The 18,118-nt window shown below is 68.3% G+C and carries 17 protein-coding genes; 12 read left to right on the top strand and 5 right to left on the bottom strand.

What is annotated here, in order from left to right; all coding sequences use genetic code 11:
* Positions 1–14: 14 nt before the first annotated feature.
* On the top strand, positions 15–716 hold the full coding sequence (locus VDQ18_RS09010; RefSeq protein WP_323020612.1) for a class I SAM-dependent methyltransferase: 702 nt from the start codon (positions 15–17) through the stop codon (positions 714–716).
* Between the two features lie 118 nt (positions 717–834).
* On the opposite strand, the gene hpt is transcribed toward VDQ18_RS09010, so the two are convergent.
* Positions 835–1,371, bottom strand: coding sequence for a hypoxanthine phosphoribosyltransferase (gene hpt / locus VDQ18_RS09005; RefSeq protein ID WP_323020611.1), 537 nt, complete (start codon positions 1,369–1,371; stop codon positions 835–837).
* Positions 1,372–1,450: 79 nt separating this feature from the next.
* Between hpt and VDQ18_RS09000 the strand changes: the two genes are divergently transcribed.
* Both VDQ18_RS09000 and VDQ18_RS08995 read left to right on the top strand, forming a co-directional pair.
* Positions 1,451–1,906 carry a type II toxin-antitoxin system RatA family toxin gene (locus tag VDQ18_RS09000; RefSeq protein WP_323020610.1) on the top strand — a complete coding sequence of 152 codons (456 nt, stop codon included), beginning with the start codon at positions 1,451–1,453 and terminating at the stop codon, positions 1,904–1,906.
* Between the two features lie 77 nt (positions 1,907–1,983).
* Entirely contained in the window at positions 1,984–2,535 is a 552-nt protein-coding gene (locus VDQ18_RS08995; RefSeq protein WP_323020609.1) for a helix-turn-helix transcriptional regulator, read from the top strand.
* On the opposite strand, the gene VDQ18_RS08990 is transcribed toward VDQ18_RS08995, so the two are convergent.
* The 4 genes from VDQ18_RS08990 to VDQ18_RS08975 all read right to left on the bottom strand — a co-directional run bounded on the left by VDQ18_RS08990 (position 2,525) and on the right by VDQ18_RS08975 (position 5,970).
* The gene (locus VDQ18_RS08990) at positions 2,525–3,703 is read right to left on the bottom strand and encodes an ammonium transporter (RefSeq protein WP_323020608.1); all 1,179 of its coding nucleotides are present in this window, start codon (positions 3,701–3,703) and stop codon (positions 2,525–2,527) included. The two genes, VDQ18_RS08995 and VDQ18_RS08990, sit on opposite strands and share 11 nt — an antisense overlap.
* Before the next feature lie 160 nt (positions 3,704–3,863).
* A complete protein-coding gene (locus VDQ18_RS08985) occupies positions 3,864–4,340 on the bottom strand; it encodes a CinA family protein (RefSeq protein ID WP_323020607.1) in 477 nt (158 codons plus the stop codon).
* Positions 4,337–4,831 carry a phosphatidylglycerophosphatase A gene (locus tag VDQ18_RS08980; RefSeq protein ID WP_323020606.1) on the bottom strand — a complete coding sequence of 165 codons (495 nt, stop codon included), beginning with the start codon at positions 4,829–4,831 and terminating at the stop codon, positions 4,337–4,339. The genes VDQ18_RS08985 and VDQ18_RS08980 overlap by 4 nt, the downstream gene beginning before the upstream one ends.
* A complete protein-coding gene (locus tag VDQ18_RS08975) occupies positions 4,828–5,970 on the bottom strand; it encodes a bifunctional 2-C-methyl-D-erythritol 4-phosphate cytidylyltransferase/2-C-methyl-D-erythritol 2,4-cyclodiphosphate synthase (RefSeq protein ID WP_323020605.1) in 1,143 nt (380 codons plus the stop codon). The genes VDQ18_RS08980 and VDQ18_RS08975 overlap by 4 nt, the downstream gene beginning before the upstream one ends.
* A gap of 223 nt (positions 5,971–6,193) precedes the next feature.
* Here VDQ18_RS08975 and dusB point away from each other — a divergent pair, with 223 nt between their 5' ends.
* The 9 genes from dusB (at position 6,194) to hflX (ending at position 18,093) form a co-directional block, all read left to right on the top strand.
* Positions 6,194–7,183: a tRNA dihydrouridine synthase DusB gene (gene dusB, locus VDQ18_RS08970; RefSeq protein ID WP_323020604.1), complete on the top strand. Its 990-nt coding sequence runs from the start codon at positions 6,194–6,196 to the stop codon at positions 7,181–7,183.
* The gene (locus VDQ18_RS08965; RefSeq protein WP_323020603.1) at positions 7,180–8,271 is read left to right on the top strand and encodes a two-component system sensor histidine kinase NtrB; all 1,092 of its coding nucleotides are present in this window, start codon (positions 7,180–7,182) and stop codon (positions 8,269–8,271) included. Before dusB ends, VDQ18_RS08965 begins: the two co-directional genes overlap by 4 nt.
* Positions 8,271–9,674, top strand: a complete 1,404-nt coding sequence (locus VDQ18_RS08960; RefSeq protein WP_107750356.1) for a response regulator — start codon at positions 8,271–8,273, stop codon at positions 9,672–9,674. Before VDQ18_RS08965 ends, VDQ18_RS08960 begins: the two co-directional genes overlap by 1 nt.
* 153 nt (positions 9,675–9,827) lie before the next feature.
* Positions 9,828–12,056, top strand: coding sequence for a PAS domain-containing sensor histidine kinase (locus VDQ18_RS08955; RefSeq protein WP_323020623.1), 2,229 nt, complete (start codon positions 9,828–9,830; stop codon positions 12,054–12,056).
* The gene (locus tag VDQ18_RS08950; RefSeq protein ID WP_323020602.1) at positions 12,053–13,444 is read left to right on the top strand and encodes a sigma-54 dependent transcriptional regulator; all 1,392 of its coding nucleotides are present in this window, start codon (positions 12,053–12,055) and stop codon (positions 13,442–13,444) included. Before VDQ18_RS08955 ends, VDQ18_RS08950 begins: the two co-directional genes overlap by 4 nt.
* A 24-nt stretch (positions 13,445–13,468) precedes the next feature.
* Complete coding sequence (trkA, locus tag VDQ18_RS08945) at positions 13,469–14,845, top strand: Trk system potassium transporter TrkA (RefSeq protein WP_323020601.1); 1,377 nt, start codon at positions 13,469–13,471, stop codon at positions 14,843–14,845.
* 1 nt (position 14,846) lies between these two features.
* A complete protein-coding gene (locus VDQ18_RS08940) occupies positions 14,847–16,340 on the top strand; it encodes a potassium transporter TrkG (protein WP_323020600.1) in 1,494 nt (497 codons plus the stop codon).
* Between the two features lie 169 nt (positions 16,341–16,509).
* Positions 16,510–16,743, top strand: a complete 234-nt coding sequence (gene hfq / locus VDQ18_RS08935; protein ID WP_107750348.1) for an RNA chaperone Hfq — start codon at positions 16,510–16,512, stop codon at positions 16,741–16,743.
* Positions 16,744–16,764: 21 nt separating this feature from the next.
* Entirely contained in the window at positions 16,765–18,093 is a 1,329-nt protein-coding gene (gene hflX / locus VDQ18_RS08930) for a GTPase HflX (RefSeq protein WP_323020599.1), read from the top strand.
* Positions 18,094–18,118 lie beyond the last annotated feature (25 nt).

Below are 18,118 nucleotides of genomic sequence, written 5' to 3'. Positions count from 1 at the left end.
GTCAGGACCCTCGCATGCACTACAAGGACATTCCCGGCTGGTTCATGCCGATCGACCAGGCGGCCTTTGCCTGGCTGCTCGCGCATCAATCCGCCACCCAGCCACCGGGCGGCGTGGTCGAGCTGGGCGTGTTCATGGGCAAGAGCGCGGTGCTGATCGGCAACCATCTGCGCCCCGAGGAAGTCTTCACCGCCTGCGACCTCTTCCAGGATATCGCCACCTCGGACGAGGCCGACCCGGACGAGCGGCGCTTCTTTCGCGACAAGGAACTGACCCTTGCCGCCTTCGAGCGGATCTACCTCACCTTTCACAAGGAGCTGCCGCGCGTCGTCCGGGGGGCCACCTCGACCATCACCCGCCATGTCGCCCCGGGCAGCGCCCGCTTCGTGCATGTCGATGCGGACAAGAGCTATGACCGGGTGCGGCAGGATATCGCCTCGGCCCGCGAGATGCTGCGCGAGGGGGGGATCGTCGCCCTCAGCGATTACCGCAAGACCGGCAATCCCGGCTGCATGGCCGCGGTCTGGGAGGCGGTGCTGACCACAGGGCTGAAGCCCTTCGCCAATACCGACTTCAAGCTTTACGCCACCTGGGGCGATCCGGCGCCCTATCGGCAGGCGGTCGTGGCGGGGGCAGGGGCCTCGGACTGGGCGGTGGCCGAGGCGCCGGTCGCGCTGCGTGATACCGAGATGGTCTATCTGCACCGCAAGGGCTGAGGCTTAACCGGTTTGGGTGTATCGCTGCGCCGCCGAATCGGCCGAGGATGCGGCGGTGTTGGGAAAGGCGGGCAGGCGGGCGACCCGGCGCGTCCGGCCGTGGCGCCCGCCTGGCGGATCAGGTGAAGCGCACCTTGCCGATATAGGGCAGGTTGCGGTTGCGCTGCGCGTAGTCGATGCCGTAGCCCACCACGAATTCATCGGGGATCTCGAACCCGGTCCAGGTGGCCTTGATATCCACCTCGCGGCGCGAGGGCTTGTCGAGCAACGCGCAGATCTCCAGCCGCCGGGGCTCGCGCGCCATCAGCAGGTGCTTGACGTGGTGCAGCGTGAAGCCGGTGTCGACGATATCCTCGACCACCAGCACGTCACGCCCGGCGATCTCGCCCCGCAGGTCCTTGAGGATCCGCACCTCGCGGCTCGATTGCATCGAGTCGCCATAGGAGCTGGCTTCCAGAAAATCGACCTCGACCGGCAGGTCGATCTCGCGCACCAGATCGGCGATGAAAACGAAGGAGCCGCGCAAGAGCCCCACCACCACCAGCTTGTCGGTATCCTTGAAGGCCGTGGTGATTTCGTCGGCCAAGGCCTCGACCCGGGCGGCGATCCGCTTGGCCGAGATCATCTGGTCGATCACATAGGGCGGCTGGGTCATGGCGTCGCTGGCCTTGCATCAGGGGTTGAAAACCGGGGCCCACTCTAGGAAAAGACGCCCGCACATGCCAGAGGTCGGGATGCCCCATCACAGCGAAAACCGCCTGCTGCCCTACACGCCCGAACAGATCTACGACCTGGTGGCGGATGTGGCGCGCTACCCCGAGTTCCTGCCCTGGACCGCCGCCGCCCGCATCCGTTCGCGCAAGCCCGCGCCCGAGCGTGGCGCGGGGGCCGAGGTGATGGAGGCGGATCTGGTCATCAGCTTCAAGGTCTTCCGCGAAAAGTTCGGCTCGCGCGTGGTGCTGATCCCGGGCGAACGGCGGATCGAGACCGATTATCTGGACGGACCCTTCAAGTACCTGCACTCGTTCTGGGAGGTGGAGCCCGAGGGCGAGGGGTGCCGCGTCCGCTTCGAGGTCGATTTCGAGTTCCGCAACGCCATCCTGCAGAAGGTCATCGGTCTGGTCTTCGACGAGGCGATGCGCCGGGTGGTCGGCGCCTTCGAGACGCGGGCGCGCAAGCTCTACGGCTGAGCGCCGGTTGCGGTCGGCGCCCGGGCCGTGCTTGACTGGTGATCCCCGACACCGGGACCCGAACGACAGGCCTGCCGATGCGCCCCTTTGCCTCTTCCCTTCCCGGCCCGCGGCGCCTGATCGGCGGCGTGGTGCTGCTGGTCTCCCTGCAGGCGTTCTGCGCGGGTTTCTTCGTTGTCGACGTGATCGACGACATCTGGACCGAGCGGCCCTCGCCCCTGCAGGCGCTCACCCTGCTTCAGGGGATCGAGACGGCCTCGGCCCTGGCGATGCTGGTGGCCATCGTGCTGGAGGTGCGGCTGGTGGTCTGGCTTCTGCGCCGTCAGGCGGGGATGGAGCGCGACCTCCGTCTCGCCGGATCGGCGGTCGAGTCGGTGGTGGCCGAGCATTTCGCGCAGTGGGGCCTGACCGGGGCCGAGGCCGATGTCGCCCTGTTCATGGTCAAGGGGCTGTCGATTGCCGAGATTGCCACGATGCGCGGCTCGACCGAGGCGACGGTGAAATCGCATCTCAACGCCATCTATCGCAAATCGGGGACCACCGGTCGGCCTGACCTGCTGGCGCTGATCCTCGACAGCCTGATGGCCCGCGCCCCGAGGGACGCGGGCGAAGGCGCGCTCAGGAATTGAGCTCGTAGGCCCGTTCGCCATGGACCGACAGGTCCAGGCCATTGGTCTCGGTCTCGGCGTCGACGCGCAGCCGCGTGACCATCGCCACCAGTTTCAGCAGCACGATCGAGGCCGCGACGGTATAGACGCCGACCAGCGCCAGTGCGCCAAGCTGGGCGATCCAGGCGCCGTGACCCAGCGCCGCCACCATGATCGTGCCGAAGATGCCGCCCACGCCGTGCACGGCGAAGACATCGAGCGTGTCGTCGATCTTCAGCCGGTTGCGCACCAGATTGACCGCCTCCTGGCAGAGGATCCCGGCCACGCCGCCGATGACCAGCGCGGCGATGGGGCCAACAAAGCCCGCGGCCGGGGTGATCGAGGCCAGCCCGGCGATGGTGCCGGTGACCAGACCCACCATCGAGGCGCGGCCGAACTTGATGCGTTCCCACAGGACCCAGCTGAGCGAGGCGGCGGCCGCCGACAGATGCGTCACGGTGATCGCCATTGCCGCCTGACCGTTCGCCGCCAGCGCCGAGCCGCCGTTGAAGCCGAACCAGCCGACCCAGAGCATCGCCGCGCCGATCATCACCAGACCGGGCTGGTGGGGCGGGGTGGTGCGGTTCTTGCGCGGGCCCAGGAACCAGGCGATGACCAGCGCCGCCAGCCCCGCCGTTTCATGCACGACGATGCCGCCCGCGAAGTCGCGGGTGCCGGTCTCGCCCCAGATCCCGCCATCGGCCATGAAGCCGCCGCCCCAGATCCAGTGCACGACCGGCGCATAGACCAGCAGCATCCAGAGCGCCGAGAAGGTCAGCACGAAGCCGAAGCCCACCCGCTCGACATAGGCGCCGACGATCAGCGCCGGGGTGATGATGGCAAAGGTCATCTGGAAGGCGAAGAACAGCACTTCCGGCACGGTGCCGGTCAGGCTGTCCGGCGTCACGCCGATCAGGAAGGCGCGCGACAACCCGCCCCAGAACCCGCCCGGTTCGCCGAAGGCGATGGTATAGCCCAGCGCCAGCCACAGGATCGACATCAGGCAGGCGATCGAGAAGACATGCATGAAGACGCTCAGCACGTTGCGGGCGCGCACGAGGCCGCCGTAGAACAGCGCCAGCGCTGGCAGGGTCATGAACAGCACGAGTGCCGTTGCGGTAATCAGGAATGCGGTATCGGCTGCGTTCATCGTCCCCTCCTTGGCCGTGACGCATCCTCTGCGCGTTTCCGGGATGGCCAGAAAAGAGGCAATGGCGCCAAGGGCGGGTCAGTCGCCGCCCAGTTGCGAAACTGGAGGCGCTGAGGGCGAAGAATTGGGCGTCATGCCCAATTCGCGCGCGTCTTGTGAATCAGATCAGGGCGTCCCTGAGCAGAATCAAGGCATGCTGCACAGAGGCTGCGCGCACCTCGGCCCGGCCGAGGGGGCCGAATTCGATGGTTTCGGTGTGGGCGTTGCCTCCCTTTCGGGCAATCCCGAAACAGACGCGGCCCTCGGGCTTGAACTCGGACCCGCCGGGCCCGGCGATCCCGGTGATCGACACGGCCAGTCCCGCGCCGCTGTGCGACAGCGCGCCCAGCACCATCTCGGCCGCGACCTCCTCGCTGACCGCGCCATGGGCGGCGAGCGTTTCGGCCCTGACGCCCAGCATCTCGCGCTTGGCGGCGTTGGAATAGGTGACGAAGCCCCGGTCCACCACGTCAGAGGATCCCGCAATCGCCGTCAGCGCCCCCACGACCAGCCCGCCAGTGCAGCTTTCAGCCGTGGCGACCATCACCCCGGCGGCGCGGGCCAGTGCCAGGACTTCGGTCGCCAGCGCCTCGCTCACATCAGCACCCCATGCGCGATTCCGGCGGCGATGATCACCGCGACCCCGGCGGCGAGGCCGGCCAGCAGGTCATCGAGCATCACGCCCATCCAGTCGGCGCGCTCGTCGGCCTTGCGGATCAGCCAGGGCTTCCAGATGTCGAAGAGCCGGAAGAACAGGAAGGCCGCGACCCAGCCGGGATAGGGCATCCAGGTTTCCCAGCCGCGGAGCCAGAAGGCCATGGCCGGGAAGCTGAGCGCCAGCCATTGCCCCGCCACTTCGTCGATAACGATCTCGGACGGGTCGGCGCCGGGCCGGTCGCGCAGCTCGGCGTGGCAGGCCCAGATCCCGGCGAAAGTGGCGGGGATGGCGGCCAGCACCAGCACCGGCGCACCGAGGTAACGGTCGATGACCAGCCCGACGGCGATGGCCCCGGCCGAGCCCCAGGTGCCCGGCGCGGGACGCAGCAGGCCCAGGCCGAAGCCGATGGAAACGAGGCGCGAAAGGGTCATGCTTTCACCAGGGTTGCAGTGGCGATGGCGGCGATGCCTTCCTCGCGGCCGGTGAAGCCCAGCCGTTCGGAAGTGGTCGCCTTGACCGAGACGCGGTCAGGCTCAAGGCCGAGGATATCCGCCAGAGCCGCCTGCATCGCTGCGGCATGAGGCCCCACCTTGGGCCGTTCGCAGATCAGCGTGACGTCGCAATTGGAAATGGCAAAGCCCCGGCTGCGGGCAAGCTCCCCGGCGTGACGCAGGAAGATATGGCTCGCGGCCCCCTTCCACTGCGGGTCGGAGGGCGGGAAATGGCGGCCGATATCGCCCTCGGCCAGCGCGCCATAAATCGCGTCGGTCAGGGCGTGCATGCCGACATCGGCGTCGGAATGGCCCAGCAGCGCCTTCGTGTGCGGCACCTTGACGCCGCAGAGCCAGACGTGATCGCCCTCGGTAAAGGCGTGGACGTCGAAACCGTTGCCCAGGCGAATGTCCATGGCGCTCCTTTCCGCCAGCATCTGCTCGGCGCGGGTGAAATCCTCGGGATAGGTAAGTTTGAGATTGCGCTCGCTGCCCGGGGTGATGGCGACCGTGAGGCCCGCGGCCATCGCCACGGCCACATCATCGGCGGCGTCGCCCGGATGGGCGGCATAGGCGGCGCTGAGGGCGGCGAAGTCGAACCCCTGCGGCGTCTGGGCGCGGAAAAGCCCGTCGCGGGGTTGCAGGCCAGCGACCGCGCCTGCCTCGCCCCGCCAGAGCGCATCGACCACCGGCAGGGCGGGGGCGGCGGCGGGATGCGTGGCGAGCGCGTCGAGAACACCCGCGATCAGCGAAGGCTCGACCAGCGGGCGGGCGGCGTCGTGGATAAGGACCTGCGCGGGGGGATCGGAAGCCAGCGCCGCAAGCGCCGCGCGGACCGAGTCGCTGCGGCTGGCGCCACCTTCGACCAGCGGCAGGCCCAGGGGCTCGGCGCGGGCGCGATCCTCGGGGTGAATGACCAGCAGGATCCGCTCCAGACCCGCCGCCCGGAAGGCCGCGACGGTATGCGCCAGCACCGGCCGCCCCGCCAGCAAGCGCCATTGCTTGGGCAGGCCGCCGCCCATGCGGCTGCCACGCCCGGCGGCAACAAGGATCACGGCACTGTCGTCTTTGCGGCTCATCCTCGGGACTTAGGCCGTTGCGCGAAGGCCCGCAAGCCTGCTGCTGCGCCGTTTCCGAGGGGGTATTGCGTGAAAATGAGGCGCCAGCAGTTGAGTTTTGCGCATCAAAAGGGCAATTGATGAAAGCGCGGGCAGATTCTTTTCCGTCTGCCTTTCCGTCTGCCCGATCTGCGCGCTAGATGGGCACCGTTGCACCACCGCACACCCCGACTGACAGGGCCTGATGACTGCCGTCGCTTTTCCCGTTCCCCTGACATCGCCCGTCGTACTGGCGCCCATGTCCGGGATTACCGACCTGCCGTTCCGCCGCGTCGTCGCGTCGTTCGGTGCAGGCCTCGTCGTGAGCGAGATGATCGCCTCGGGCGAGATGGTCACCGCACGCCCCTCGCGCCGCGCCGCCAGCCGCGCCCGGGCCGAGGTCGATGCCGATGTGCCGACCTCGGTGCAGCTGGCGGGCCGCGAGGCGGGCGCCATGGCCGAAGCGGCGCGGATCGCCGAAGGGCAGGGCGCGCCGATCATCGACATCAACATGGGCTGTCCGGCCAAGAAGGTCGTGGGCGGCGCCGCGGGCTCGGCGCTGATGCGCGAGCCTGACCTTGCCCTGAGGCTCATCGAGGCGGTGGTGGGCGCGGTCTCCGTGCCCGTGACGTTGAAGACCCGGCTGGGCTGGGACGGCGATTGCCTGAACGCGGCGAAGATCGCGCAGCAGGCTGAGGGCGCCGGTGTGCGGATGATCACCATTCACGGCAGAACCCGCGCGCAATTCTATACCGGCAGCGCCGATTGGGCCGCCATCGCCGAGGTGGTGGAAGCAGTCAACGTGCCGGTGTTGACCAATGGCGATATCGACGGGCCCGAGGCCGCGCGTCAGGCGCTGGCCCAATCGGGCGGCGCCGGGGTGATGGTCGGGCGGGCCGCGCAGGGGCGGCCCTGGCTGCTGGCCCAGATCAGCGCTGCTTTGTACGGCACGCCCGCGCCCGTGGTGCCCGAAGGCGCCGCGCTGGTCGATCTGGTGGCCGGGCATTACGAGGGGATGCTCGATTTCTATGGCCGCGAGCTGGGTGTCCGCATCGCCCGCAAGCATCTGGGCTGGTACATCGACGCCGCCGGGGGCGAGCCCGCGATCCGCGCCCGGCTGATGCGCGAAAGCGATGCGGCGGCGGTGCTGGCCGCGCTTCCGCAAGCGCTCGAACCCTGGCGGGACGCGGCATGAACGGCCCGCCGATCCCCGGCGCCATCTTCGCGGCGCTGCCGATGCCGGCCTTTACCACCGGCTCGGTCGGCGGCAAGGAGCGGATCCTCGATTGCAACTCGGCCGCCGAGCAATTCTGCTCGGCCTCGGCGGTGATGCTCAGGGGCGAGCCCGCCTTCGACCGGCTGGCCATCGACGCGCCGATGGACGAGGCCGTCGACCGCGCCCGCAACAACCGTGCGCCGATCTTCATCAACGATTGCGAGGTCTGCACCGGGGACCGGCCGCCGGTCCTCTGCTCGGTGCAGATCGCGCCGATGAATGACGAGGCCGAGACGCTGCTTTTGCTCATCACGCCCCGCGACATCGCCGGGCGGCTGGGGCGGACCTCGGTCCTGAAGGGGGCGGCGAAATCGGCGATCGGCATGGCCGACATGCTGGCGCATGAGATCAAGAACCCGCTGGCGGGGATCGCCGGGGCGGCGCAGCTGCTGTCCATGGGCCTCAATGCAGCCGACCGCGAGCTGACCGACCTGATCGTCGCCGAGACGCGGCGCATCGTGAAGCTGCTGGATCAGGTCGAGCATTTCGGCGACCAGCGCCCGCCCGAGCGCCGGCCGGTCAACATCCACGACGTGCTGGAACGCGCCCGGCGGTCGGCCGAGGTGGGCTTCGGGGCGCATATGCGCATCACCGACGATTACGACCCCTCGCTGCCCGAGGTCTGGGCCGATCCCGACCAGTTGCAGCAGGTGTTCCTGAACCTGATCAAGAACGCCTCCGAGGCGCAGCCCAAGGGCGGCACGATCCGCATCCACACCTATTTCGAACGCGGGCTGCAGGTCTCGGGCCTCGACGGTCGGCGGGTGGCGCTGCCGATCCATGTGCAGATCATCGACGATGGCCCGGGCCTGCCGCCCGCCATCGCCGAGAATATTTTCGAACCCTTCGTCTCGGGCCGCGAGAACGGCACGGGGCTGGGACTGGCGCTGGTCTCCAAGATCATCGGCGCCCATGAGGGCTGGATCGAGGTGAAATCCCGGCCTGGCCAGACTGTCTTCGAGGTGTCGCTGCCCGTCGCACCTGCCCTAACCAAGGAGTCCCGCTGATGGATGGTACCGTCCTTGTCGCCGACGACGACCGCACGATCCGGACCGTGCTGACCCAGGCGCTGACCCGCGCCGGGTGCCGGGTCCATGCCACCTCGTCGCTGACCACGCTGCTCAGATGGGTCGAGGAAGGGAAGGGCGACCTGGTGGTCACCGATGTCATGATGCCCGACGGCAACGGCATCGAAATGTTGCCCCGGATCAAGACCTTGCGGCCCGGTCTTCCAGTGATCGTCATCTCGGCGCAGAACACGATCATGACCGCGATCCAGGCGACCGAGGCCGAGGCCTGGGATTACCTGCCAAAGCCCTTCGACCTGCCGGACCTGTTGTCCAGGGCGGGCAAGGCGATGGAGAGTTCGCGCCGCGGCGGGGCCCGCGTGGTGCCGCAGGCCCCGCAGCCCCAGCCGATCCCGGTGCCCGAGGCTTCGGCTGCGACCGACCTTCCGCTGGTCGGGCGCACCCCCTCGATGCAGGCGCTCTACCGGCTGGTGGCGCGGGTGATGAACGCGGAACTGCCCGCCCTCATCACCGGCGAATCCGGCACCGGCAAATCGCTCATCGCCCGGGCGCTGCACGATTTCTCGGACCGCCGGGCGCAACCCTTCGTGCTGGCCTCGGCCCAGGATTTCGGCTCGGATCAGGGCAGCGGCGGCTCCGCGCTGATGGCGCGGGCGCGGGGCGGCTCGCTGGTGCTGGACGGTCTGGGCGATCTGGACGGACCGGCGCAAGCGCGGCTGGTGCGGCTGCTGGATGCGCTGCCCTCGGACGGGCCGCGCATCATCGCCATCGCCGACGGCAGCCTGAATGGCGCGCTGGAGGCCGGGCTCTTCCGCCACGACCTTTATTACCGCCTCTCGGGTGTCACCCTGCACGTGCCGCCGCTGCGCGAACGGATCGAGGACATTCCGCTGCTGGCCGAGCATTTCCTGGCCCGCGCGGCGCGTGAGGGGGGCAACCCGCGGCGGCTGTCCAATTCGGCGCTGGAGTTGGTGCGGCAATACCGCTGGCCCGGCAACGTGCGCCAGCTGGAGAACGTGATCCGCCGTCTGGTGATCACCGGGCAGGAGCCCGAGATCAGCCGGGCCGAGATGGAAGCGGCGCTCAACGCCCATCCCGCCGCCTCGCCCCCCGGGGAAGCGGCCGAAGCGGGCACGCTGGCCGAGTCGGTCGCCCGCCACGTCCGGCGCTACTTCGAGTTGCATGGCGCCGACCTGCCGCCGCCCGGCGTCTATCAGCGGATCCTGCGCGAGGTGGAGGCTCCGTTGATCGACATCGCGCTGGAATACACCGGCGGGAACCAGGCGCGCTGTGCCGACCTTCTGGGCATCAATCGCAATACTTTGCGCAAGAAGACCAACGAGCTCGATATTCGCGTGACACGGCGCCGCAAGTTGATGTAGTCAGGCCACAGGGGCGTGGCGCAATTGCCGCACCTCGTGCCAACAACCCGCGTCATCGCCCGTGTTGCCTGATTGCCGCCCATGACCGCCTCATCGCCCCCTTCCGAGGGATCTGACCTCGCGCCGCCGCGCGTCCTGCGTCGCCGCTCGCCGATGCAGCGCCGGTTGCAGGCGCTGGGGACCTTCGTTTTGGTTGTGCTGGCGCCGGTGCTGGTGGTGGCGACCATCCTGGTGCTGGGGCCGTTCTCCTTCCTGTCGAACCTGCCGTCGCTGCGCCTCGTGCTGCTGGCGGACCTCATGTATATCCTGGTGGTGGCGGGGCTGGTGCTGCTCAGGATCGGGCGGCTGATCACCGCGCGGCGCACCCGTTCGGCCGGGTCGCAGCTGCATCTGCGGCTGTCGTCGCTCTTTGCCATCAGCGCGCTCTTGCCCGCGATCACCGTCGCGGTCTTTGCCGTGGTGACGATCAACCTGGGGCTTGAGGGCTGGTTCTCGGAACGGGTGCGCAACGTGGTCGGCAATTCGCTGGCCGCGGCCGAGGCCTATCAGCAGGAGCAGGAGCGCAACCTGATCGAGGATGCGCAGGCGGTCGCGAACCTGCTGGTCAGCGCCCGCGAACAGCGCCCGACGCTCAGCGAGGGCGACATGCGCTCTCTTCTCAGCCAGGCGCAGGGGGCGATCCAGCGCGGGCTGCGCGTGGCCTTCATCATCGATTTCGACGGCGCGCTCAGGCTCCGGGGCGAGCGGTCCTATCTCTTCGATTTCATCAACCCCGCGCCCGAGGACCTCAGGCGTGCGGCCGGGGGCGAGCTGGCGCTGGTCAAGGACTGGCCGAGCAGCGAGTTCCGCGCGCTGGTGCCGCTGCCGGGCTATCCCAACCGGCTGCTCTATGTCACCCGGGCGGTGGATGGCGAGATCCTGAGCCTGCTCGATGACACCCAGCAGACCATCGCGCTTTATAACCAGCTGGAAGCCGAGCGCGGCACCGTGCTCTTCAACTTCGCGCTGCTCTATATCGGCTTTGCGCTGATCCTGATCCTGGCGGCGGTCTGGCTGGGGATGTGGTTCGCCGAAGGGCTCTCGCGCCCCATCGGCCGGCTGGCGGCGGCGGCGGAACGGGTCGGCAAGGGCGATCTTGAGGTGCAGGTGCCCGAGGAGAAGGGCGGCGACGAGATCGCCACCATGGGTCGGGTCTTCAACCAGATGACCCGCCAGCTTCAGGGCCAGCGCGAGGCGCTGCTGACCAACAACCGCCAGATCGAGGAACGCCGCCGCCTTTTCGATTCGGTGCTGGGCTCGGTCACGGCGGGGGTCATCGGCCTCGACGCCGAGGGGCATGTCGATTTCGTCAACCGCGCGGCCGAGGCCCTGACCAAGGTCTCGGCCGAGGAGGCGGCGCATCGCTCGCTGGCCGAGGTGGTGCCCGAATTCGGCGCGCTGCTGAGCCGGTTGCAATCCGGCGAGGGGCGGCTCGTGGGCGGGCGGGTGCAGGACGAGGTGCGGATCAGCCGCAACGGGCGGCTCGAAAGTCTGCTGGTGCGGCTGGCCGAACGGCGCAACGCCGCGGGCCAGCTTGAGGGCTATGTGGTGGCCTTCGACGACGTGACCGAGCTGGTCTCGGCCCAGCGGATGGCCGCCTGGGGCGACGTGGCGCGACGCATCGCCCATGAGATCAAGAACCCGCTGACGCCGATCCAGCTGTCGGCCGAACGCATCAAGCGCAAGTTTTCCAAGGTGATGAACGCCGAGGATGCCGAAAGCCTCGGCAACCTCACCGATGTGATCGTGCGCCAGACCGGCGACCTGCGCCGGATCGTCGATGAATTCTCGCGCTTCGCCCGGATGCCGGAACCCGATCGGCGGATGACCGATCTGGTGCAGGTCCTGCGCGACGCCACCACCTTGCAGGAGGCAGGCCAGCCGGAAGTCGCCTTCGACGTGGCGCTGCCCGAAGGCCCGCTGATGATCGAGATTGATCCGACGATGATCAGCCAGGCGCTGACCAACCTGCTGAAGAACGCGGGCGAGGCCATCGAAGGCTTCGTCGAGGCGGGGCGCGCGCCGCAAGGCTTCCAGCCGCGGATCGCCGTGCGCATGGACGTGGCCGAGGATCGCGCCACCATCACCATTGCCGATAACGGCATCGGCCTGCCCGAGGACCGGGCGCGGCTCTTCGAGCCTTACGTGACGACGCGCGAGCGGGGAACGGGCCTGGGCCTGCCGATCGTGAAAAAGATTATCGAGGAACATGGCGGCACGCTGGCGCTGACCGACGCGCCGGTGATGGCGGGTTGCACCCACAGCGGGGCCATGGCGGAAATCCGGTTGCCTCTCCTGCGCTCGGCGCGGGGCAGCCGCAATGAAACAGGGGTTGAGGCATGAGCGACATCCTGATCGTCGACGACGAACGCGACATCCGTGAACTGGTGGCCGAGATCTTGCGCGAGGAGGGGTATTCCACCCGCCTCGCCGCGAATTCGGACGAGGCCATGTCGGCGGTGGCAACCGATCCGCCGATGCTGATGATTCTGGACCTGTGGCTCAGGGATTCGAAGCTGGACGGCATCGGCATCCTGATGTCCGTGAAGCGCGAATATCCGCATATCCCGGTGGTGATCATCTCGGGCCACGGCAATATCGAGATCGCCGTCGAGGCGATCAAGAAGGGCGCTTACGATTTCATCGAGAAGCCCTTCAACACCGACCAGCTGCTGGTGGTGATCGGCCGGGCGATGGAGACCTCGCGCCTGCGCCGGGAAAACACCAAGCTGAAGAAGCGCGACAGCGGCCCGACCGAGATGATCGGCCAGTCGCCCGCGATGAAATTCCTGCGCTCGCAACTGGGCAAGGTCACGCGCTCGAACGGGCGGGTCATGCTGACCGGCCCCTCGGGCAGCGGCAAGGAGGTTGCGGCGCGCTTCATCCATGCCCAGTCGAACCGGGCGCAGGCGCCCTTCGTCACCGTCAGCTGCGCCGCCATCGAGCCCGAGAAGATGGAGGCCGTCCTCTTCGGCCAGGAAAGTGGCGCGCGGGGGGTGATCCCGGGCCTGCTGGAGCAGGCCAATGGCGGCATCCTTTACCTCGACGAGGTGGCGGACATGCCCATCGGCACCCAGTCGAAGATCCTGCGCGTGCTGACCGAACAGACCTTCACCCGCGTCGATGGCGCCGACCGCGTGAAGGTGGATCTGCGGGTGATCAGTTCGACCACCCGGGACCTCAGGGCCGAGATCGGCGCCGGGACCTTCCGGCAGGAGCTATACGACCGGCTGAACGTGGTGCCCATCGCCGTGCCCTCGCTGTCGGAACGGCGTGAGGATATCCCGGTGCTGGCCCGCCATTTCATCGACCTGCTGGCCCAGACCCAGGGCCTGCCGAAGCGCGACCTGTCGGAAGAGGCCGAGACGCAGCTGCAATCCATGAATTGGCCGGGCAACATCCGCCAACTCAGGAATGTCATCGAGCGGGCGCTGATCCTCGGCGACAGCCAGGGCGCCATCGAGGCCCGCGACCTGATCGCGGAATCGGCCGGGGCCGAGGACGAGGGCAGGGTGGTGCTGGCCGGGGGCCTTGCCACGCTGCCGCTGCGCGAGGCGCGGGAACTCTTCGAACGCGAATACCTGCTGACGCAGATCAACCGCTTCGGCGGTAACATCTCGCGCACGGCGGCGTTTGTCGGTATGGAGCGCTCGGCGCTGCATCGCAAGCTGAAGTCGCTGGGCGTCAACACCGCCGCCCTGTCCGGCGGGCGCAGCGGGCGCGACGATTAAACCGGGACGCACGGGGTACGGGCGATGAAGATCATCATCTGCGGCGCGGGTCAGGTCGGGTGGCAGATTGCCCGGCAATTGGCGGGCGAGGCCAACGACGTCTCGATCGTCGACAACAACGCGGCGCTGGTGCGCCGGGCGACCGACACGCTCGAGGTTCAGGGCGTCGTGGGTTTCGCCTCGCATCCCGACGTGCTGGAGCAAGCGGGCGCGCGCGAGGCCGACATGATCATCGCCGCGACGCATTCCGACGAGGTGAACATGGTGACGTGCCAGGTGGCGCATTCCGTGTTCAATGTGACGCGCAAGATCGCGCGTCTCAGGGCCCAGACCTATCTGGACCCGGTCTATTCCGACCTGTTCCGCCGCGATCACCTGCCCATCGACGTGGTGATCAACCCCGAACGCGAGGTCTCGCGCGCCGCGCTTCGCCGCTTCGCCGCCCCTTCGACCTTCGATGTGCAGGATTTCCTGGATGGTTCGGTCCGGCTGGCGGGCATCGCGCTGGACGAGGATTGCCCGGTCCTGAACACGCCGCTCCGGCAGCTGACCGAGCTTTTCTCCTCGCTCAGGGCGCTGGTCGTGGGCGTGCGGCGGGGCGGCAAGCTGTTCGCGCCCGAGCCCGGCGACCAGCTGTTCGAGGGTGACCAGATCTATGTCGTCTCGGAAAGCTCGGATCTGGCGCGGACGCTGGCGATTTTCGGCAAGCCCCTCGCCAAGCAGGAGCGGATCGTCATCATCGGTGCCGGCAACGTGGGTCTCGGCGTCGCCCGGGCGCTGGAAGCGCAGCGCGAGCGGGTGCGCGTCAAGGTGATCGAGCGGGACCGGACCCGGGCGGAAACCGCCGCCGACGCGCTGGAGCGGACCATCGTCCTGCATGGCGACGGCATGGACAGCGAATTGCTGAACGAGGCCGCCATCGATTCGGCCGACGCGCTTCTGGCGGTGACCGACGACGACAAGACCAACCTGCTGGCCTGCGTCCGCGCCAAGGCCATGGGCTGCAAGATGACCATCGCGCTGGTCAACGACCCCTCGCTGGTGCCGATGATGGATCATCTGGGCATCGACGCGCATATCAACCCGCGCGCCACCACCGTGTCCTCGATCCTGCGCCATGTGCGGCTGGGGCGCGTGCGCTCGATCTATACCATCGGCGACGGCGAGGCCGAGGTGATCGAGGCGCAGGTGCTGTCGACCTCGCCGCTGGCCGGGCGGACCATCGGCCAGATCGGCTTCCCCGAGGGGGCGCTGGTCGGCGCCGTCAAGAAACAGGGCGAATTCGTCAAGCCGACCGGCTCCACCGAACTGGCCGAGGGCGACCTGCTGGTCATCTTCGCGCTCAGAAACGACGTGCCGGTGATCGAGCGCCTGTTGCAGGTGGCGGTGGAGTACTTCTGAGATGCCGCTGCGCCTGACCCGGGTGCCGCCCCTCGTCGCGCTGATCGCGCTGGCCGGGGCGCTGATGCTGGTGCCCGCGGGCAAGGCGGCGATGGATGGGCAGGCCTCGCTGGCGCGGGTGTTCCTCTATTGGTCGGTTCTCAGCCTGCTGATCGCCAGCCTCGTGGCCATCGCCATGGCGGGCCAGACCCGGCGCGGCATGCCGTCGGGCCCGTTTCCGCTGCTGGCCGCGATCTATCTGCTGCTGCCTGCCGTCATGGCGCTGCCCCTGGCCGAGGCGCTGCCCGCGATGCGCTTCGCCGATGCCTGGTTCGAGATGATCTCGGCCTTCACCACCACCGGCGCCTCGCTCATCGACCTGCCGCGCCGGGTGCCCGAAGCGGTGCATCTGTGGCGTGGCATGGCGGGCTGGCTGGGCGGGCTGTTCATCCTGGCCGCGGCCACGGCGCTGCTGGCGCCCCTGCGGCTGGGCGGCTACGAGATGATCCGCCGCACCCCGCCGACGCTGCCCCGTGCCGGGTCGACGACCGGGCCCGGCATCCGGCTCAGGGCGCATACGCTGGTGCTGCTGCCGGCCTATTCCGGGCTGACGCTGGCGCTCTGGCTGATCCTGACGCTGGTGGGCGTCTCGGGGTTCGAGGCGCTGATGCAGGCCATGGCCACGCTCTCGACCTCGGGCGTGCTGGCCCGGGAGACGCTGGGCAGCATCGGGCTCCCGGCCGAGATGGCGATCTTCGCCTTCCTCTGCCTCGCACTCAGCCGCCGCTTCCTGCCGGGCCATGGCTCGCGCCCCCGGCCGCTTTACCGCGACCCCGAGATCCTGACCGCCGTGGCGCTGGTCGGGCTGGTGACGCTTTTCGTCGTGGCCCGCCACTGGGCGGGGGCCTTCGAGGCGCGCGAGGGCGAGAACCTGCCCGCCATGGGCCGTGCCGCCTGGGGCGCGGCCTTCACCTCGCTGTCGTTCCTGACCACCACCGGCTTCGTCAATCAGGACTGGATCACGGCGCGGGCCTGGTCGGGGCTGACGCCGCCGGGCCTCGTGCTGATGTCGGTGGCGCTGCTGGGGGGCGGGGTGGCGACCACGGCGGGGGGCATCAAGCTGCTGCGGCTCTATTCCCTCGCGCGCCTCAGCCGGTTCGAGCTGATGCGGATGATCTATCCCTCGATGGTCATCGGCGGCAATGAACATGACCGGTTCCTCGCCACCACCGCCGCCCGGTCGGCCTGGCTGTTCGCCATGGTCTTCGCGCTGACCTCGGTCGCGGTGGTGGCGCTGCTTCTGTTCAGCGGCATGACGCTGGAAACGGCGATGATCTTCGGGGTGAGCGCCCTGACCAATACCGGGCAATTGGTGCAGGTGGCGGGCGACCTGCCGCTCTATTGGGTCCTGCTGGGGGATCCGGCGCGGGTCGTTTTGGCGCTTGCAATGATTCTCGGAAGGTTGGAAATTCTGGTTCTGCTGGCGGCAATCCTCGACCGTTCGCGCCGAAACTGAGGTCCAGGCGGGCCCCGGCACAGGGGCTGTGCGGAAATCTCCGCGTAATACGCTGAAAAGGCGACTTTTCGGGCTGGAATCTCGCCGGTTCCGCAGCCATACTCGCGCCCCAGGGGGAGACTGCGACAGCCAGAACCGCTGCGTGGGCCGATAACAAGAAGGCAAGACAATGGCCGTAGACAAACAGAATTTGCAGGACGCCTTTCTCAATCATGTTCGCAAGAACAAGGTTCCGGTGACGATTTTCCTCATCAATGGTGTGAAATTGCTGGGGGTAATCACCTGGTTCGACAATTTCTGTGTGCTGCTGCGCCGTGAAGGCCAGAGCCAATTGGTCTACAAGCATGCCATTTCGACCATCATGCCGGGTCAGCCCATCTCGCTTTACAACGGCGAGGACTGACGGCGAGCGCCGGACAGAATCGTGACCATCGACGTCAAAGACCTGGGCGGGGCCGGCGGTGGCCGCCGCCAGAAGGCGTTTGTCCTGCACCCGGACATCCGCGGCAACGACGCCTCGCGCTCGGCCGAGGCGCTGCTGGCCGAAGGGCTGTCGCTGGCGCTGGCCCTGCCGGGGATCGAGGTTGCGGGGGGCATGGTCGTGCGGCTGCCGCGCGCCCATCCCGGCATGCTGTTCGGCTCGGGCAAGGTGCAGGAGCTGAAAGAACGCTTCGAGGCCGAAGAGGTCGAATTGGTGCTGATCGACGGGCCGGTGAGCCCGGTGCAGCAGCGCAACCTCGAAAAGGAATGGGGCGTCAAGCTTCTGGACCGGACCGGCCTGATCCTGGAGATCTTTGCCGACCGCGCCCGCACCCGCGAGGGTGTGCTGCAGGTCGAACTGGCGGCGCTCAGCTATCAGCGGACCCGGCTGGTGCGGGCCTGGACCCACCTCGAGCGTCAGCGCGGGGGCCTCGGTTTCGTCGGCGGCCCCGGCGAGACGCAGATCGAGGCGGACCGCCGCGCCATCGACGAGCAGATGATCCGCCTCCGGCGCCAGCTGGAAAAGGTGGTCAAGACCCGCGCGCTGCACCGGGCGGCGCGGCGGCGCACGCCCTATCCGATCGTCGCGCTGGTCGGCTACACCAACGCCGGGAAATCCACGCTTTTCAACCACCTGACCGGCGCCGAGGTGCTGGCCAAGGACATGCTCTTCGCCACGCTCGACCCGACGATGCGGGCGGTGGTGCTGCCGGGCGGGTTGTCGGTGATCCTGTCCGACACCGTGGGTTTCATCAGCGAATTGCCGACCCAGCTGGTCGCCGCCTTCCGCGCCACGCTGGAAGAGGTGCTGGAAGCCGATCTCATCCTCCATGTCCGCGACATTGCCCATCCCGAAACCGAGGCCCAGGCCGAGGATGTGGAGACGATCCTGCGTGAGCTGGGCGTCGGCAAGGATGTCTCGCGGCTCGAGGTCTGGAACAAGATCGACCTCCTGCCCCCGGACGACGCCCGCCTCAACACCGCCGCGCGGCGTGACGAGGTGATCGCGGTGTCGGCGCTGACCGGGCAGGGCCTGCCCGAGCTGATCGCGGCCATGGGCAAGTCGCTGGGCGACGAACGGCGGGTCGAGGTGGTCGAGATCGGTCATGGCGAGGGCAAGGCCCGCGCCTGGGCCTATGCCGAGGGGATCGTGCAGGGCGAAGAGACGACGGAGACGGGGCTGCTGCTGACCGTCTCGTGGTCGGCCAAGCAGAAGCGGCGATTCGAGACGCTGCTCGAACCGCCGCCGCCGGAAGATCTGGACGAGGAATGAAAAAGGGGCCCCAGGGGCCCCTTTC

The organism is Pararhodobacter sp., from assembly GCF_034676075.1.
In the GTDB taxonomy this organism is placed as follows: domain Bacteria; phylum Pseudomonadota; class Alphaproteobacteria; order Rhodobacterales; family Rhodobacteraceae; genus Pararhodobacter.
The sequence above is the reverse complement of the archived record's forward strand: the minus strand, read 5'-3'. Positions and strand labels throughout refer to the sequence as shown.

Bases quoted from the DNA above. Each gene is read 5' to 3' on its own strand.
- VDQ18_RS09010 (WP_323020612.1), top strand. From the start codon at position 15: ATGCACTACAAGGACATTCCCGGCTGGTTCATGCCGATCGACCAGGCG.
- hpt (WP_323020611.1), bottom strand. From the start codon at position 1,371: ATGACCCAGCCGCCCTATGTGATCGACCAGATGATCTCGGCCAAGCGG.
- VDQ18_RS09000 (WP_323020610.1), top strand. From the start codon at position 1,451: ATGCCCCATCACAGCGAAAACCGCCTGCTGCCCTACACGCCCGAACAG.
- VDQ18_RS08995 (WP_323020609.1), top strand. From the start codon at position 1,984: ATGCGCCCCTTTGCCTCTTCCCTTCCCGGCCCGCGGCGCCTGATCGGC.
- VDQ18_RS08990 (WP_323020608.1), bottom strand. From the start codon at position 3,703: ATGAACGCAGCCGATACCGCATTCCTGATTACCGCAACGGCACTCGTG.
- VDQ18_RS08980 (WP_323020606.1), bottom strand. From the start codon at position 4,831: ATGACCCTTTCGCGCCTCGTTTCCATCGGCTTCGGCCTGGGCCTGCTG.
- VDQ18_RS08975 (WP_323020605.1), bottom strand. From the start codon at position 5,970: ATGAGCCGCAAAGACGACAGTGCCGTGATCCTTGTTGCCGCCGGGCGT.
- dusB (WP_323020604.1), top strand. From the start codon at position 6,194: ATGACTGCCGTCGCTTTTCCCGTTCCCCTGACATCGCCCGTCGTACTG.
- VDQ18_RS08965 (WP_323020603.1), top strand. From the start codon at position 7,180: ATGAACGGCCCGCCGATCCCCGGCGCCATCTTCGCGGCGCTGCCGATG.
- VDQ18_RS08960 (WP_107750356.1), top strand. From the start codon at position 8,271: ATGGATGGTACCGTCCTTGTCGCCGACGACGACCGCACGATCCGGACC.
- VDQ18_RS08955 (WP_323020623.1), top strand. From the start codon at position 9,828: ATGCAGCGCCGGTTGCAGGCGCTGGGGACCTTCGTTTTGGTTGTGCTG.
- VDQ18_RS08950 (WP_323020602.1), top strand. From the start codon at position 12,053: ATGAGCGACATCCTGATCGTCGACGACGAACGCGACATCCGTGAACTG.
- trkA (WP_323020601.1), top strand. From the start codon at position 13,469: ATGAAGATCATCATCTGCGGCGCGGGTCAGGTCGGGTGGCAGATTGCC.
- VDQ18_RS08940 (WP_323020600.1), top strand. From the start codon at position 14,847: ATGCCGCTGCGCCTGACCCGGGTGCCGCCCCTCGTCGCGCTGATCGCG.
- hfq (WP_107750348.1), top strand. From the start codon at position 16,510: ATGGCCGTAGACAAACAGAATTTGCAGGACGCCTTTCTCAATCATGTT.